This is a genomic window from Oceanobacillus alkalisoli, assembly GCF_022213125.1.
Taxonomy (GTDB): domain Bacteria; phylum Bacillota; class Bacilli; order Bacillales; family Amphibacillaceae; genus Oceanobacillus; species Oceanobacillus alkalisoli.
Genome location: NZ_JAKNRA010000005.1, coordinates 106,821 through 123,061, shown reverse-complemented (window position 1 = coordinate 123,061; position 16,241 = coordinate 106,821). Strand labels below are relative to the sequence as shown.

General features: G+C 39.7%; 15 protein-coding genes, 1 pseudogene and 1 riboswitch. Of the genes and pseudogenes, 9 read left to right on the top strand and 7 right to left on the bottom strand.

The annotated features are described in order from the left end of the window. Positions 1-498: 498 nt before the first annotated feature. The 3 genes from L3V42_RS09145 to L3V42_RS09135 are packed head-to-tail and all read left to right on the top strand — an operon-like array spanning position 499 to position 2,454. Positions 499-1,455, top strand: coding sequence for a tRNA dihydrouridine synthase (locus L3V42_RS09145; protein WP_238471834.1), 957 nt, complete (start codon positions 499-501; stop codon positions 1,453-1,455). 25 nt (positions 1,456-1,480) lie between these two features. Then, the gene (locus L3V42_RS09140) at positions 1,481-2,014 is read left to right on the top strand and encodes a GNAT family N-acetyltransferase (RefSeq protein ID WP_238471833.1); all 534 of its coding nucleotides are present in this window, start codon (positions 1,481-1,483) and stop codon (positions 2,012-2,014) included. A 41-nt stretch (positions 2,015-2,055) separates the two neighbouring features. Further along, positions 2,056-2,454 carry a VOC family protein gene (locus tag L3V42_RS09135; RefSeq protein ID WP_238471832.1) on the top strand — a complete coding sequence of 133 codons (399 nt, stop codon included), beginning with the start codon at positions 2,056-2,058 and terminating at the stop codon, positions 2,452-2,454. Between the two features lie 574 nt (positions 2,455-3,028). Here the strand turns inward: L3V42_RS09135 and L3V42_RS09130 are convergent. Together L3V42_RS09130 and L3V42_RS09125 are read right to left on the bottom strand one after the other, a co-directional pair. Beyond that, positions 3,029-3,211, bottom strand: coding sequence for a hypothetical protein (locus tag L3V42_RS09130; RefSeq protein ID WP_235762942.1), 183 nt, complete (start codon positions 3,209-3,211; stop codon positions 3,029-3,031). A 27-nt stretch (positions 3,212-3,238) separates the two neighbouring features. Next, positions 3,239-3,439, bottom strand: a pseudogene (locus L3V42_RS09125) (helix-turn-helix transcriptional regulator). Positions 3,440-3,625: 186 nt separating this feature from the next. Here L3V42_RS09125 and L3V42_RS09120 point away from each other — a divergent pair. The 6 genes from L3V42_RS09120 (at position 3,626) to L3V42_RS09090 (ending at position 9,045) form a co-directional block, all read left to right on the top strand. Beyond that, positions 3,626-3,961 (top strand): type II toxin-antitoxin system RelB/DinJ family antitoxin, encoded by a 336-nt coding sequence (locus L3V42_RS09120; RefSeq protein WP_238471831.1) that lies wholly within the window; start codon positions 3,626-3,628, stop codon positions 3,959-3,961. 550 nt (positions 3,962-4,511) lie between these two features. Continuing rightward, positions 4,512-5,636 carry a YibE/F family protein gene (locus L3V42_RS09115; protein WP_238471830.1) on the top strand — a complete coding sequence of 375 codons (1,125 nt, stop codon included), beginning with the start codon at positions 4,512-4,514 and terminating at the stop codon, positions 5,634-5,636. After that, the gene (locus L3V42_RS09110) at positions 5,633-6,421 is read left to right on the top strand and encodes a YibE/F family protein (protein ID WP_235762939.1); all 789 of its coding nucleotides are present in this window, start codon (positions 5,633-5,635) and stop codon (positions 6,419-6,421) included. The genes L3V42_RS09115 and L3V42_RS09110 overlap by 4 nt, the downstream gene beginning before the upstream one ends. Before the next feature lie 114 nt (positions 6,422-6,535). Next, complete coding sequence (locus tag L3V42_RS09105; RefSeq protein WP_238471829.1) at positions 6,536-6,682, top strand: hypothetical protein; 147 nt, start codon at positions 6,536-6,538, stop codon at positions 6,680-6,682. 1,367 nt (positions 6,683-8,049) lie between these two features. Then, the gene (locus L3V42_RS09095) at positions 8,050-8,310 is read left to right on the top strand and encodes an RNA-guided endonuclease TnpB family protein (RefSeq protein ID WP_369412873.1); all 261 of its coding nucleotides are present in this window, start codon (positions 8,050-8,052) and stop codon (positions 8,308-8,310) included. A gap of 201 nt (positions 8,311-8,511) precedes the next feature. Continuing rightward, entirely contained in the window at positions 8,512-9,045 is a 534-nt protein-coding gene (locus tag L3V42_RS09090; RefSeq protein WP_238471828.1) for a hypothetical protein, read from the top strand. Positions 9,046-9,100: 55 nt separating this feature from the next. Here L3V42_RS09090 and L3V42_RS09085 read toward each other — a convergent pair whose 3' ends face one another. From L3V42_RS09085 to L3V42_RS09065, 5 genes are all read right to left on the bottom strand, one after another. Then, positions 9,101-9,799 (bottom strand): ECF transporter S component, encoded by a 699-nt coding sequence (locus L3V42_RS09085; RefSeq protein ID WP_255783445.1) that lies wholly within the window; start codon positions 9,797-9,799, stop codon positions 9,101-9,103. After that, positions 9,763-11,415: an ABC transporter ATP-binding protein gene (locus tag L3V42_RS09080; protein ID WP_238471827.1), complete on the bottom strand. Its 1,653-nt coding sequence runs from the start codon at positions 11,413-11,415 to the stop codon at positions 9,763-9,765. Before L3V42_RS09080 ends, L3V42_RS09085 begins: the two co-directional genes overlap by 37 nt. After that, complete coding sequence (locus L3V42_RS09075) at positions 11,388-12,275, bottom strand: energy-coupling factor transporter transmembrane component T (protein ID WP_238471826.1); 888 nt, start codon at positions 12,273-12,275, stop codon at positions 11,388-11,390. Before L3V42_RS09075 ends, L3V42_RS09080 begins: the two co-directional genes overlap by 28 nt. A 14-nt stretch (positions 12,276-12,289) precedes the next feature. Next, complete coding sequence (locus L3V42_RS09070; RefSeq protein WP_238471825.1) at positions 12,290-13,141, bottom strand: DUF4430 domain-containing protein; 852 nt, start codon at positions 13,139-13,141, stop codon at positions 12,290-12,292. Between the two features lie 67 nt (positions 13,142-13,208). Beyond that, complete coding sequence (locus tag L3V42_RS09065) at positions 13,209-15,698, bottom strand: DUF4430 domain-containing protein (protein WP_238471824.1); 2,490 nt, start codon at positions 15,696-15,698, stop codon at positions 13,209-13,211. 147 nt (positions 15,699-15,845) lie between these two features. Beyond that, a riboswitch (cobalamin riboswitch) is annotated at positions 15,846-16,030 on the bottom strand. Between the last annotated feature and the right edge of the window lie 211 nt (positions 16,031-16,241).

The window sequence follows — 16,241 nt, the reverse complement described above, 5'->3', positions numbered from 1 at the left end:
CATAGGAACGTCCTATCAGACAAAATCGACTCTAACTCCACGCGACTGTCTCATAGAAACGTTCTATCAGACAAAATTGACTCTAACTCCACGCGACTGTCTCATAGGAACGTTCTATCAGACAAAATCGTCTCTAACTCCACGAAACTGTCTCATAGGAACGTTCTATCAGACAAAATCGTCTCTAACTCCACGAAACTGTCTCATAAAAGCTTCTACCAGAAAAAATAGAATCTAATATGTAATAGTTGAATCCCATCCTACAAGAAGAGAAATAAACAAGCGTGAATTATACTTTATATAAGTGTTCAATATCTATAGTTTATCATACTAGGAAGAGTGAGGGCTTTTAAGGTATGAATAAACAACTCGGTTTACTCTAGTTGAAAATAGAGGCTTAAACATGGTATAAGTGTAAAGGTAATGAAGATATTTTTGACTTTTTTACAGATGAGGGAAGGGATTTCCTGGATCTGATGATGAGAGGATATTAATACAATGGATAATTTTTGGCGTGAATTACCAAAGCCGTTTTTTATATTGGCACCGATGGAAGATGTGACGGATGTTGTCTTCCGTCATGTGGTGAGTGAGGCAGCGCGACCTGACGTGTTTTTTACCGAGTTTACGAACACAGAAAGCTATTGTCACCCGGAGGGGAAGCAAAGTGTGCGTGGTCGTTTGACATTTACAGAAGATGAACAGCCGATTGTCGCTCATATATGGGGGAATAAACCGGAGCACTTCCGCGAAATGGGTATAGGCATGGCGGAGGCGGGTTTCCGTGGGATTGATATTAACATGGGTTGTCCGGTACCGAACGTGGCAGCAAATGGAAAGGGAGCAGGTCTAATTCGTCATCCTGAAATTGCTGCCGAAGTAATACAAGCAGCGAAAGCAGGGGGCCTACCCGTAAGCGTGAAGACGAGACTCGGTTATACGCGAGTTGAAGAGTGGCGTGACTGGCTGAAACATATCTTCGAGCAGGATATCGCGAACTTGTCCATTCACTTACGGACTAGAAAAGAAATGAGTAAGGTGGATGCGCATTGGGAGATGATCCCAGAGATTAAAAAGCTTCGTGATGAAATTGCTCCAGATACACTGCTCACCATCAATGGTGATATTCCTGATCGCCAAACTGGCTTAGAGCTTGTAGAACGTTATGGTGTGGATGGTGTCATGATAGGGCGCGGGATTTTTAAGAATCCGTTTGCTTTTGAAAAAGAAAAGAAAGATCATAGCCCAGAGGAATTGCTCGACCTGTTAAGATTACATCTCGATCTCTTTGATCAGTATTCAGAAATCGAGCCGCGCTCCTTTAAACCGCTCCGTCGTTTCTTTAAAATATATGTTCGCGAATTCCGTGGATCGAGTGAATTAAGACATGAATTGATGAGTACGGAAACAACAGATGAAGTTCGAGCATTACTTGATCGCTTTCAATTAAATTGACGCGGGAAAATTGGAGTGTTAAATGATGAATTTTAGTATAAGGCAGGAAGATACTGGGGATTACGAATTAACCGAGAAAGTTGTGCAGCGTGCATTTGTTGATGCAGACTTTAGTGATAAGAGAGAACATAAACTGGTTTCCAGAATTAGGAAAGGCAATACATTTATTCCCGAATTATCGCTAGTTGCTGTAGATGCAAATGGAAAAATCGCAGGACATATTTTATTATCCAAAATAAAAATTAAAAATAGCGATCAACATATAGAATCCCTTGCGCTTGCGCCTGTTTCCGTCTTACCCGATTATCAAAACAGAGGCCTAGGCAGACAATTGATTCTTGAAGCGTTGAAGCGAGCGAAAGAGCTTGACTATCAGTCGGTTATTGTCCTGGGGCATCCCGAATACTATCCGAAGTTCGGATTCAGGAAGGCATCTGAATTAGGAATAAACGCCCCTTTTGACGTTCCAGATGAAGCATTCATGGCGATTGAGTTACAGGATAATGCCTTCCAGCAGTTTTCGGGAATGGTTGAATATCCGAACGTGTTCTTGGAATAATTAGACCAAGCTAACAAAAAATTTCAAGGAGTCGATTATAAATGACGAAAGTTACACCATTTCTCATGTTTCAAGATGGCAAGGCGGAAGAAGCGATGAATTTCTATACATCGCTAGTCAAGGATTCCGAAATTACAAGTATTACCCGGTACGGGGCAAATGAACCTGGAGGGGATGAAGGAACGGTCATGCAGGCGACCTTCACTCTAAAAGGGCAGGAGTTCATGTGTATTGACAGTAATATTGAGCATCAGTTTTCCTTTACGCCTTCGTTCTCCATTTTTGTTGATTGTGATACGGAAGAAGAGCTTACCAACCTTTATGAAAAACTGCTAGAAGGTGGACAAGCGCTGATGCCGCTTGATAATTATGGTTTCAGTAGGAAGTTTGGTTGGATTAATGACCGGTTTGGAGTTTCTTGGCAAATTAATCTACCATAACGAGAAAGCCTGGTCATTATAAATGGACATTTTGGTAATGAAAACAGAAGAAATCCGCTTAAGATGGGAAAAACAGTTCTTAAGCGGGTTATTTATTTTTCAGCTATTCCTGCCAGCTAGAAATCCTACTATACCAATAATCACGAATAACACAAATATAGCAGTGAAAAATAGAATAAATCCTTTCTTGGATAATCCCCTTTTTCTTATCATAATACTTACAAAAAAAAGATAAGATATTCCCCAAATGGCAAGAAACCCTGCGATAATCTCCCATTGTATAATCATACTCACCCCTTTTATCCCGTTGTAACCGTCCGTAAAACTCCCACCTCAAAACTTTAGGTTCTTCGAGAAAGTTGAGATGGTGGGAAGAAACGTGAGCTAACACCTAAGGTTCGTTCAACTAACAATCCATTACGGGTTGAAGAAAAACCCCCATTGATTGAAGTTTCACTTTATTAATTTCTTTTTGCTAAAAGAACCCAAGAGATAAACACTGTACCTATTGTCAGCACAATCAAGATATGAAGAACATCGATGGCAGTTAAAGGTAAAATATCAAATTCTATAATCAATACAAGGATGAAATAATAAAACAACAAAGCGAAATAACTGTAAAAGCAAACAATAAATACGTCATATGAGGCGGAGCAGCTTTTGCCATGAATGCTATGAATGCGGTGAAGCCAAATAAGAGTAAACTTAATATCCCTAAAATGAAATAAGTCTTTGGCATATAATCTTTATTCTCCATCTTGCTTCCTCCTTTAAATTTTCTATATTAGCCATCTTCTTCCAAGCTAAAAATAATTTCCATATTCGTCTTAAATATTTTTGCCATCTTTAAAGCAAGTGGCAGGGAGGGATTGTATTTCCCTTTCTCAATGGAGATGATGGTCTGCCTGGAGACCTCGAGAGCCTCTGCAAGCTTTTTCTATGAGTACCCGAACTCTTGTCTATATTCAACTAATTTATTTTTCAAATTAGAACCACCTGCTTTCAATCAAAGTCCAACGTAAAATAAACTTTACGTCAAGCGAACTTTACATTAGGGTTATTACGATTCAAGTAACGAATTTAATAATGATTGTTAAATGCAACAAAAACAAATGTATTGCTTTTGTATATACAAAAGCATAATGTGTATATAAGAAGAAGTGGATTGATAATGGCCAAAACAACAAATATCTATGTGAGGCTGGAACCAGAACTGAAAGAACAAGCTGAGGATATCCTAGGGCAATTGGGAATCCCATTATCTAATACAGTTAATATATTTTTGAAACAGGTTGTCATGCAGAAAGGAATCCCATTTGATGTAAAGATTCCTGTCATGGAACCAGTTGATGTATCGAGCTTAACGGAAAAAGAGATGGATGCAGAATTGGAAAAAGGATATACAGATTATATACAAGGAAATACAAAATCTGCTGCAGAAGTTTTGCGAAGATCTGTAAAGAGTACGACTTATGAAATACAAAGTTGTATTAACGGAACAAAGTGAGTTTGATTTAAGAAGTATTTATGAATATATAGCATTTACGCTGCTAGAGCCTGAGGTTGCGACAAAGCAAGTGGTAAAGAATTGAAAGGGCGATACTAAAACTTAATGAAAAACCGATGCGATTTTGAATCTTTGAAAAGGAACCGTGGTATAGCAGAGGGCTACGCTGGTTCCCAGCGGATAATTTTCTAATATTTTTCATTTCTGAAATCGAGAACGCAACAGTTACTATTATTCGGGTTATGTATGGAGTACGTAATACAGAAGAACAGTTGAATAGGACCAACCAATAGTTGTATGAAAAATCTAAAAGCATACTAAGATTAATGGGTAAGGTTATGCATAAAATAACGTACCTATTAATCTGAGTATGCTTTTTTGAAGCAGTAAATAAAAGGACAATTATCGTTTTGACAGACTGTGAAAAACAAGCATGAACTTATCGACTCGAATGTGTCCCCAGAATATAAATGCTCCTTTTTTCTTTAATGAAACATTGCCACATATAAATCGAATTTGATATACTTAGTTTCATTCTGGAGGGGTTTAAATGAACCTTAAAAATATAACCTATAAACAAATTGTTTTTTATATGAGTCTGGCCGTTCTTGTAATCGGATCGCTTTTATTTGTGAACAATAATCATTCATTTTACGATCGGCCAATTGCAAAAGTGCTGGAGGCGGATTTGGAAGAGGCGACCGATGTAGTCGATGCTTACGGAAACGAAGACCGATTATTTACCCAATCCATTGAAGCCGAAATAAAAAATGGCGCAGAAAAGAACCATTCCATTCATTTAATCAATGAATACTCGTCGTCCGGAGCCTTTGATCAAGCATATAAAGAAGGCGACGAATTATTTGTCTGGATAGATGAGGAAGCTGGAAAAGATGAAGAATTAACAGGTACGATTCAAGATGTAAAGCGGGATAAGCATATTCTCCCAATCGTCTGGATTTTTATCTTTATCTTGCTTTTGATTGGGAAGAGGCAGGGATTCTTCTCTATTATTAGTCTGCTTCTTAATGCAGCTATTTTATCTTACGCACTGGATATTTATGTAGAGAACTCCGATATCGGTTTACTGATTATTTGTGGTGTTACAGTGGTATTATTTACGATTACTTCTCTATTGCTGATTAATGGCTTTAACGAAAAAACATATGCCGCGATTATCGCAACACTGTTAGGGACATTTATCTCCTTTTTCATTACGTATGCTGTTCTGTGGATGACAGGCGAAAATGGTCTCCGTTATGAAGCAATCGATTTTCTCTCACGCCCGTTTAAACCGGTTTTCTTGGCAGGATTATTAATTGGGTCACTTGGGGCTGTCATGGATGTTGCGATTACGATGTCGTCATCTGTTTTTGAAATGTATGAGAATAATCATGCGATTGATAATAAGACATTGAAGCAATCTGGTTTACATATTGGGAGAGATATCATGGGGACGATGACCAATATTTTGTTTTTTGCCTATATAAGCGGCTCGATTCCTATGCTCCTTTTGTTTTTGAAAAATGAATCATTATGGGGCTTTACACTTTCACTGAATTTGTCCCTAGAATTAGCAAGGGCATTAGCAGGTGGTATTGGGATTGTGCTGGCTATTCCAATCGGTCTGTATATTTCCATCTTTTTTGTTAACCGGAAGAGGGGACGCGTATGAATGTATTAGTAGTGCTGGCCATTATTTTGTTTATATTGATGGTGCTGATAGGCGGCAGGAAAGGGATACGATCTTTTATTTCGCTGTTTTTAAACTTTGGGGTCTTAATATTGACTGTATTTTTCCTGCTGGACCCAGCGATGAATCCAATCATCTTAATTTTAATCGCCTGTGCGATCATCAGCTGTATCAATCTGTTTTACATTAATGAAGTAAATAGCAAGACAAAGACAGCTTTCCTGTCGACGGTAATAACGATTATTTTCTTAGTTCTGCTCATCTATATCATGACGAATAAATTAATGATACAAGGCTTTACGGAAGAAGAGGTGGAGGAGTTAAGTACGTTATTCTCTCTCTATATCGGGCTGGATTTCGTTAAGATAGCAGCGGCAATGATTATCGTAAGTACAATCGGCGCAATTACGGATGTCGCTATTTCGATAACTTCCCCAATGCAGGAAATATTTGATCAAAATCCTGATATTACAAAGAAAGATTTATTCATTTCCGGTATACGGATTGGCAGGGATATTTTAGGATCGAATACAAATACATTGTTTTTCGCCTTCTTTGGTGGTTATTTGGCGTTGTTGTTATGGGTGAAAGACATGGAATACTCGATTGGTGAAATTGCCAATTCGAAAATCTTCACCTCGGAGCTGCTCATCATCTTGAGTGCCGGTATTGGGATAGCGATGATTATTCCGATTGCTTCCTGGATTAATTCTTATTATTTAGTGAAGAAGAGGGAACAGGATGCGTTGCAAAAACAGGGGGAATAAATACGGATGGAAAACAGTGGGGAACATTTCTCCACTGTTTTTGTCGTGAAAATCAATGTATATTCTAATAGATGACCATGGTATAATGGCTTAAAATTTGAGGGGGACGGGCATATGCTAGGAAAAAAGTTCAATCAAGAATACCGCCATGAACTGAATCCACGGATTGAATTTATTCTGGAAGAGTTAGGAATACCGGTATGCAGTCTGACGGAAACTCAAATGAATAGGGAGTTGGAAATAGGGATGGGGATTCCATAAAGAATGGTATAAAACTTATTGCAAAGATCTTTGCGAAAATCCGGCGAAAATAAAGTGCTATCTTAAACTTATTTCAAAAAGTCACGTACATAATCTAAAAATTTCTCCGTAGCTGGTGATATATTTTTCCTCGTGTTTGAGATACAAGCACGAATGAAAAATAAGACTGTTATACGTAATGTTGGAAAGTTATTAGTCATGATTCCTCAACCATATCAAGGAGCTTAACTCAATATCCTTAGGCAACTTAATCTATTATTTTGTAGATGATTTTAACGGCTTGACAATGTTGGAGAATTTTAAACTACAATAATGATTGAAAGTATAATAAATACTTCGATAATAGGAAATATATGCTAATATCAATCTCATAAGGAGGTGATAATTGTGAAAACAGGAAAAAATATCTTTAGTTGGGTCTTTATTTTGCTGATTTCTTTCTCTGCACTACTAAATTATTCCTACTATATCTAATGCAAGCGAGATTAAAGAAAACATAAAAGAACCAATCGGCATCCAGCCTATTGAAAATATTAATGAGCAAAAAGTAGACCCAATAACACCAGATTTTGTTAACCCTTATAGGTATCATAAGGAAAATGTTTCTACTAGAACGTACTGGTCATCATGGAAGAGAGTTTCTGATGATCTTGAAACAAAAGGAGCTGGTGGGAGTATCGTTGCAGACAGAAGTGTTACTTTTAGCCCGTCGTTTTCTGGTGCTATTTCGGGTTTGAACATCAGTTTAGGCGGTAGTTTATCTAGTAGAAAAGGATACACACTGAATGTTGGACCTAACAAAAAACAATATATGGCATACCGAGTACGATATCTTGAAGAAACAGGTACACGCGTAAGAACTTTTAGCTGTTTTTTTGCTTTGTTAGATGAATACCTAATTTAAATATTAAATGTAGGATAAAAATAATCATGATATTTCTCGATACTACATAACCATCAAGAGCTAAATCATATCCAGGCGGTATTAGCCATTTCGGGTTTATAACGAAAAATATGGCAATTAATAATGACAATGCAATAAGTATATATGGAATTGCAGAATTATGTTTGTTAATGATAGCTTCCTCCTTTGAACTTTACCAATTATATAAATAAATTAAACGCTTGTCCATACTATTTTGATAACTTCTACCAATTATCATGCTATACTTATTTGCTACTTTCAAGTGGTATACTTTTTGATTTATTTTCCTCTTTACATAATAGGTAGGTATGCAGAATTAATTAATATAAAATTTCCCGTTTCAGTTTCTTTTCCATGTTGGAAGTGAAGCGATTGTTGTCTATTTTACGACCTTTCGAAAGAATGGTAAAGTCAGTAATCCCTAAGTCAGTTTGCAAAAAGTATATCGGACGTATCATGGTCTAAGTTTGTAGCGAAATTAGAGTATAAGGCGGAATGGTATGATCGTGAATTAATCAAAATAGATAGATGGTATCCATCCAGTCAACTCTTTTCTGCCTGTGGGCATCAGAACGGCAAGAAGCCACTCCAGATTCGTGAATGGACTTGCCCCAATTGTCTTGCCACGCATGACCGTGATATCAACGTGAGTAAAAACATCCTAAACGAAGGGTTAAGATTACACGCTCAAAAGTTAAATTAAAGCAAAAACAACCGCAGGTACTTCGGGGCTAGCTTGGTCAATAAGAGAAACCGCTGATGATCGTGTATGCCACTTTGAATCAAGTATGCTCTCTTCCCAAGAATCTCGTGACTTCAGTCATGAGAGGTTCAATATTGACATACACAGTATAACTTTGCAACAGTCAAAATGAAGGAAATATGAACCAAAGGGAGTTAAACCATGAGGAGAACTATCAGCATCATGCTAGTTTGCTGTTTTATTTTTTTAGCAGGATGTCAGGGAATTGCTAAATATGATGATGAAGATGTTGCGGCAATTATAAGGAGAGAGGAGCTAACGGTGGGTGAGTTGCGCTTTTTATACCCGGATGAGCAAATCCATGAGAATTTGGAAGGAACAATTAAAGGAAAGCTGGCGATGCAAGAAGCAAAAGCCATGCAGCTTGATATAGCAGAAGAGTCTACTGTACATGTGCAGGATGTATATCCGGCGGAAGATAGTAATACGGAAATTGCCAATGGAACGCGTGATTTTGCGGAAGCACAGACAAAGAAATTCAACATGGAGCCAGAGGAATATTTTGAAGAATACGTAAAGCGGACGCAGGAAATGAGTCATTATGTTATCGCATATATCAGTGAAATGATTGGAGAACTTGAGGATAACCCGGAAGCATATACGGAGCAAGGAAATCAGCTGCTGGATGATTTGTATGAGGATAATCTAGATGAGGTTGAGATATTAATAGAGTAGAATACGAAGCGAGGTTGTCACCGTTGGCTTTGGTAACAACCTCTCACTTTTTACTTCATTCTTCCCGATCTTCCTGAAACACACCATACTTCTCTTTAAACCGGTTCAAAATCTTGATCCAAATCGTACTGAACAACAGAAGGAAAAAGACATTCGATAAAGCGTGGGCTAGATCGAAATAGAAGCTCTGGATGTTCAATAAAATAAATGTCTCTAGTGTCAAATCCCCTAATCCACTAAAGAGAATCCACATATTCATGACCCAGCCAAATATGAATCCAATGATGAAGCCGTAGATTAAGCGCCAAGTCATGCGTTTCATAAAGAATGTTTTCGCCAGTAAGCCGGCAATAAATCCGGCCATTCCCCAACAGACCATCTGCCACGGGGTCCAGGGACCTTGGCCGAGTACCATATTGGAAATAAGTGCTGCTGAAGCTCCGATGACTAAGCCGCTTTGAGGTCCAAGCGCAATCGCAGAGGCTATGATGACAAAGGTCGTCGGCTGGACACTCGGCAGCGGGGCGAAAGGAATCCGCGATACACCCGCAATCGCCGCTAAGACTGCGAGCATGACCATTTCTCTGCTCGTCATGTTTTTCCTTGAGAATCGAATGATGGATGGAAGCAGGATTGCGATGATAAAGAGAATACTAATTAGTAAATAATGCTGAATAATAAATTTCGGGAAAAAGATTAATAGTAAAAAGAAAATTGCTACACCGATGACGGTAATACCTTTTTCTTTTGCCAACTCATCTTTGCCTCCTCCACTGTAACAACCGCTGGAACATGGCTATCTTTTGTAATCCGATTGATCATAGTCGTGTAATAATCATTATCTTTAAAAAAGGCGTTCGTATCCTCTGTCACGATTACCTCACCTTGAAACAGCATACTGCACCTCGTTACATGTTTCGCCGCGAATTCAACATCATGGGTGACCATAATAATCGTGACACCTGTATGCTTGACCGTTTGAATTATCGAAGCAAACTCCTCTTTGAAAGCAGGATCCATCCCTTTCGTTGGCTCATCCAGTAATAAAACCTGAGGATTTCCAATTAATATGCCTACAAGTGCAGCCCGCTGCAATTCACCACCACTTAGGTCATATGGATGCCTGTCGATTAAAGCCTCCAACTGAAATTCCTTTACTAGGGTTTGGACTTCTGTTTCCGATTTTCCATGTTTCTCTGCTAGAGCATCATATTCATCTTTCAATGTCTCATGTAAAAAATAAAGTTTTGGATTCTGTGGTAAATAACCAATGAATTTCCGGTTCATTTGTTTTACTTTCTTACCTTTATACCGGATTTTTCCATGTTGGGCCGTAAGAAGGCCGGCGATAATTTTAAGCAGGGTCGACTTTCCGGTACCGTTTCCGCCTAAGATGGCTAACCATTCACTGTCTTGAACGGTTAGAGATAAATTATTTAATACCGGCTTCGTATGCTTTGAATAGCTGAAGTCGATTTCTTTTAGCTCGAGTAAAGGCTTCTGCGGCTTTACCTGTTCTTCCTGCTGCGTTTGATTCGATGTAATATCCAATCCGTTCAACCAATGTTTTGCTTCCTTTACATTAGAGGGGATGTCTGAGATTTCCGGACTGCTTGTAAATGTTAAATACAACTGAGAAGCTTCAGGTAAATAGGTGGTCATATTTTCCGCTAATAACGAAAGAGCTTTCCGCGGGTTTTGGGAAAATTTAATTCGGCCTTGCTCCAGCATGAAAATTTGATTAGCAAGGGAAAATAATTCATTTAATCGATGTTCGACAATAATAATTGTAATGCCCAATTCATCATTTAACTGCTTTAATAAGTACATAAAGTCTTTCGCTGCAATCGGGTCGAGTTGTGCAGTCGGTTCATCCAGGATTAATATTTTCGGATCAAGCAAAAGAACGGAAGCAAGGTTGATTTGTTGTTTTTCTCCGCCGGACAGCTCGCTCGTGTCTTGCTGCAGTAAATGATTAAAGCCAAAGTAATGGACGATTTCTGCTGTTTTCTTGCGCATTTCATTGGTTGAAAAACCTAGATTCTCCATGCCAAACAGCAATTCGTCCATTACGTTGCTCATGACAATCTGATTCTCCGGGTCCTGAAAGACCATCCCGATATCTTTTGCAAGTGTGATTGGATTATGTCCCTCGAGCGGAGTCTCTTGATAATAAATCTCTCCGCTCCGTGTGCCATGAAGATTCAGCTCCTGTTTCATAAGGCGGATGAGTGTGGATTTTCCGCTCCCGGAAGGCCCGCATATTACAACAAAATCACCTTCATGAACGGTGAAATTAATATCTGTTAAAGCTTGCTCGGAGGAATTAGGGTATGTAAAGTTTAAATTTCTCGTTGATAGAAGTTCCATTTGATGACCTCCTTGCCTTCCGTCCAAATCGGTAAACTGATCAGTAAAACCCAACCAAGAAGATAGAACCAGCTGTATCCTTGTAATAGGATCGATTCTAATTCTGGTGTCAGCGTGAGTATCGTTTTATTGCTCTGCCAGCCGATCAATGTCGACAGGCTGAGGAAAAAAAGAAGAATGAGCATTGACCAATCCCGGGACTTCCAGCGGTAAGCTTTATATTGACTTCTTTTCTGTAACCCATAACCGCGCGCAGACATGGAGTCGGCGGTTTGCATAGCCTCTTCCAGTGAGTAGGTTAAGAGAATTTGGAGAAATAGCATGCCATTTTGGGCCTTATCTCGCAGTTTCCCATCATTCATGGAAACGCCCTTCATTTCCTGCACGTCTTGAATATCCGCCAATCGTTTACGAAATAGCGGCATAAAGCGGAGAGCAAGCATGAGTATCAACGCCCATTTCGGAAAGAATTTGGAAAATAGATAGAGAAACTTATCGGGCGTCATGACAATATTAAAGGTTGTGAATAAAGCTAAGATCCCTGACAAAGTAAGAGCGATCATGGCACCTTGAATGACCGCTTCCAAGTAAAAGGCCCGCGAAAAGAGTTCAAAGAGAACAATATTTCCTTGCTGGTTAAAAACAGGTGTGAACACAAATACAAACAGACCTAAAAAGATAATCATATATTTCCATTTATTCAGCTCAATCCCTTTATCGAGAATAAGATTTACAAAAATAATGGAAAGGAAAGCTGCGGTCAAAAAAATCGGATGCTGATTCAGCATCAAACCGGCAATAACTGCGATGTAGTAGAGCAATAAGACAAATGGGTGAAAGGAGCGGAATCCTCTAAGCATATATCATCAATTCCTTAGTCTTCCAAATAATTCTTTGTGTATCTCCAGTGCACTTTATACCCGTTAAAAATCTCATAGGCATCAGCACTACGCGGGATCATGACTCCTTCAACGAAAACATTCCAACCACTAAGCGGACCTGCATCAAATTCACCGAGACCGCCGATGCTCTTTACGTAGCCGGTAGCCCCAGAACCGGTATAATCGATACTGATCCCTTTGCTGTTCAATGCTCGTAATGTAGCGGCAAGCGCTGTTTCTCCTTCTGTTATTTCAACTTCGGTCGGTGCCAGATTTGGCCCGTTTAGATCACTCGGACTTTCAACTGATACGAATGCTGTTGTTTTTGGAGCGGGAGCAGGCTTTGCTGTTTCTTTCTGCTTCGGTTTGGAACTAGGTTGTTCATTCCTAGGCTGACTAGGTGTATTTGTGTTTTTGCTGTCTTTCGATTTAGATGTATCCGTATTTGCAGTCTGATTATTGGAGTTTCCTTCTGAATCGTTGATATTATTCTTTTGCTGATTGGTATTAGACGTTGACTGATCTGAATTTGTCGATTCATTTGTTGATTGGTTCGCGTCCGGCTCAGGTTTAGTTGTTTCGTCGTCTATATCCTCCGATGCATCGGCAACTGTAATTTCTTTCTCTTCTTCCTTGTTATTTTCCTCTGATGCTTCACTTTCCGCTGCATCTTCATCATCTATCTCGGCGTTCGAACTAACTTTGATTAATTCTTTTGTTTCCGTTGAGTTTGCCGATGTCGGAATAACCGATATCTTTTCCACTTGGATGGCGTGCTGGCCGCCACATGCAACAAGTAGAATCAAGGAAAAGGTGATAACGGCTAAATGAAATAGCTGCTTCATAATAAACATCCTTTCGTAAAAAAGGGTAGGATAATCCGCTTGGAGTCAGCAGATTATCCATTTAGCATTACGCTGTAACTTTATTTTTGCGCTTGATATACAAGAGTGCACCGGCTGCGATTAAGACGAATCCTAATGCTAAGAGATTAAACATATTTGTTGCTGTTTTAGGTAGCTTTTTACCTTTTTTATCTTTGTCTTTATCTTTATCCACTGATGGCGGGGTTGCTCCGTCTTTATCATCGTCAGCAGGATCTTTCTGTTCAGGATAGTGTTTAAATACACCAAATGTGCTGAAGTGATTGGTTGTTAGGGTGACAAATCCTACTGCCGGATCATAAGTGCTGTCTGCTAAAACGTCCCATTTTTCCGTTTCTTCATTGAAATGGAAGGCTTTTACTTGGTTGGCATCCGGCTCTTGCACTTCGTCTGCGTCGGCTGCCAAATCAATAATAATATCACTAACAAACTCGGAAACAAGTGTTCCGTCAACTGTTAAAGTAAAGTCATAGACAGCCCCGATTGCTTCAGCAACATCTTGTTCGGCGAGATTGACTTCCATTATTTCTCCAAGTTCGCGTAACTGCTTCACGACAGGAACCGGAATCGTAATGATCGTATTACCGTTATCAATGACGAGCGGCTTGTTTTCCTGAACGAGATAGTCGGCAGCTTCAGGCTCTACAGCAACTGAAAAGTTGGCTAATTTGTCTGCATGATTTGGTGTTACTACGGCCGCATGGTCCGTTTCATACTGGTGCAGGTTTTCTTTTGTCACAATAACTTTATTTGGGTCATCAGTTGGATCATTCTTGTCTTTGTCCTTATCTTTATCCCCGTTATCCTCGTCTCCATCATCCGGCTTTTCACCAGGCTCTTCCGGGTTTTTTGGGTCTTCTTTTTTATCAAACTTAAACACTGGACCGGTACCATTCTGGAGTTGATCATAGGCAACTAATGCTAATGCCCCTTGGTTGATTGCGAATACACTTGAAACATCATCTTCCGGCAAATGTTTAAAGCTGCCATCTTCCATTTGGAAGCTGATGAGATGTTCCAGTAAGTTTCCGCCAGATTTTGTAAAGGCATCGCTTGTTGCGTCAACTCCGGCAGCAGACAGGCCGGTAATGACCATTGCAGCGGATTCCGCGGAATATCCGCCATTAAATTCTTCATCGTATCCGCCTCTATCTCCTTGCTGTTCACTCATAACGTTGATCGCTCGGTTAAGTGAAGCCTTCACGTCTGCATCATCCGCATAAGCGCTTAAGGCAAGAATTCCCATACCTGTAATATCTGGACTTGGCCTTTCACCAAAGAAGGACCAGCCGCCAACTTCCAGCTCCATATCAAGAAACGCTTCAATTATACTGTCCCGTGTCCAAGCGGTATCTTCCGGGATTGGATAATTCAAACTGTCAATCGCAAGCAAACTATAGACGAGCTGGTTACTTAGCTGCATGTCTTCATTCAGTAACATTTCAATCAAGTTGATGCCGTTTATATCTGTTGCATCATAGCCCGCAGAAGTTAAGATAATAATATTTTTTGCAATATCTGTAGCATTTCCTGCGTATTCATCATTGATCGATGAGGCTACATCTTCCGCCATATCATTGGAAACATTCGCACCGGCAGAGTGAAGGGCAGAGAAGCCGTACCAGTCCATTTCAGCTGGATTGGACTCGAGATAAGCGATTACGGCTTGCAGGGCTTCTGCATAATCTTTATCCACAACTTCTTGTTCTTCGTCTTCTTCCTCATCTTCTTCATTTACAGGTGGCTCTTCTGATTTCTCGTCTTCTTCGTCAATTGGGTCTTCTGGTTCACACCAGTCATCGACGACAAGTTCTAGCACATCGCCATCTTTAACCGTGTGCCCGAGTAATCCAACCTGCATCATATCGCCATTCATATAGGTCGACCAGTATTCACATTCTCTTTCTAAAGGTTCACCTAAGTAATTCAGAAATGTTAAGTATTCGGAGTCGACACTCACATCCACTTTTACACCTTGACTCGCCGCAACCTTAAGCAGGGCGTCATAGGCGGTCGTATATTGCGGCATGGCTACCGCAGTATCTGTAAGAACAGCTTCTCCATTTGCATCCACTGCAGAAACAGTGACATCAATCATTTGCGGTTCTGCTGTGAAGTCGGTAAGGATAAATTGGATATTATCCCCATTTGTTACTTCAGTTGAGCTTGCACCCATGTCCTGGAATAAACCATTCACATAAAAGGACCAGAAGTTCGAGTCAGGGTCAGCAGCTACTCCGCCTATACCTGTAATCATTTCACCAAAGTCATACGTGTCCCATTCCAGTTGTTCATCCGCCTCTTTAATCGCATCAAAGGCCGTATCCCCATCGGATATTTCCACTGCTATCGTGTCTAATACTGCAGAACCGTCTTCATCAACAGCAGAGACGGTGACAGCATTGTCCAAGCTTGCTGCGTTTACGGTTTGCAGGCCGAACAATCCAGATTGTGAGAAAAATAGAATAGCGGCTATCACAATCATAAACAGTTGCTGTAATCTACTATTTCGAACCATTTGTATACCCCCAGCTTACATATTTTTTACAATAAAAAAACATCTCTACCTTAAGAGATGTATAACAAAGCAAGCGTTATCGACCATGGGTCTTCCCTTATGATACATAACTACTAACAGCCACACCTCCTATCCTCGTAGGTTTATAAATTGGCGCTAAAATAGGCAGGTCTCCTGGCTCATGTTCATCGCTTTCCATCACCTTCCCGTATGAAAACAGTGGCTTACGAATGGAAAACTCCCATTTACAGTGGCGGGACCGCGCCGGATTTACACCGACTTCCCTTTTCATGATTTTTAAATAAAAATCAACCTATTTTTTCGCATATTTAGTTGTAGTAGGGGAGAAAAAGCTTCCCCAGGTACTATGTATTGACTATGACTTAAGTATAGCAAATATAATGAGTTTGTCTATGGGAGGGGTATCACTTCATATTGAATTACTAGATAAATTAAATAGAATTAGTGATATGTAAGATGGTGCGTGATTTCCGGTTATGGTGCAACTTTGTTCAAAGCTGGTGCGTAATTTTCGATTGTGGT

Excerpts from the sequence above, each read along its gene's own strand:
- L3V42_RS09120 (WP_238471831.1), top strand. The coding sequence starts at position 3,626 with ATGGCCAAAACAACAAATATCTATGTGAGGCTGGAACCAGAACTGAAA.
- L3V42_RS09110 (WP_235762939.1), top strand. The coding sequence starts at position 5,633 with ATGAATGTATTAGTAGTGCTGGCCATTATTTTGTTTATATTGATGGTG.
- L3V42_RS09135 (WP_238471832.1), top strand. The coding sequence starts at position 2,056 with ATGACGAAAGTTACACCATTTCTCATGTTTCAAGATGGCAAGGCGGAA.
- L3V42_RS09065 (WP_238471824.1), bottom strand. The coding sequence starts at position 15,698 with ATGGTTCGAAATAGTAGATTACAGCAACTGTTTATGATTGTGATAGCC.
- L3V42_RS09070 (WP_238471825.1), bottom strand. The coding sequence starts at position 13,141 with ATGAAGCAGCTATTTCATTTAGCCGTTATCACCTTTTCCTTGATTCTA.
- L3V42_RS09145 (WP_238471834.1), top strand. The coding sequence starts at position 499 with ATGGATAATTTTTGGCGTGAATTACCAAAGCCGTTTTTTATATTGGCA.
- L3V42_RS09075 (WP_238471826.1), bottom strand. The coding sequence starts at position 12,275 with ATGCTTAGAGGATTCCGCTCCTTTCACCCATTTGTCTTATTGCTCTAC.
- L3V42_RS09105 (WP_238471829.1), top strand. The coding sequence starts at position 6,536 with ATGCTAGGAAAAAAGTTCAATCAAGAATACCGCCATGAACTGAATCCA.
- L3V42_RS09130 (WP_235762942.1), bottom strand. The coding sequence starts at position 3,211 with ATGGAGAATAAAGATTATATGCCAAAGACTTATTTCATTTTAGGGATA.
- L3V42_RS09140 (WP_238471833.1), top strand. The coding sequence starts at position 1,481 with ATGAATTTTAGTATAAGGCAGGAAGATACTGGGGATTACGAATTAACC.
- L3V42_RS09080 (WP_238471827.1), bottom strand. The coding sequence starts at position 11,415 with ATGGAACTTCTATCAACGAGAAATTTAAACTTTACATACCCTAATTCC.
- L3V42_RS09090 (WP_238471828.1), top strand. The coding sequence starts at position 8,512 with ATGAGGAGAACTATCAGCATCATGCTAGTTTGCTGTTTTATTTTTTTA.
- L3V42_RS09115 (WP_238471830.1), top strand. The coding sequence starts at position 4,512 with ATGAACCTTAAAAATATAACCTATAAACAAATTGTTTTTTATATGAGT.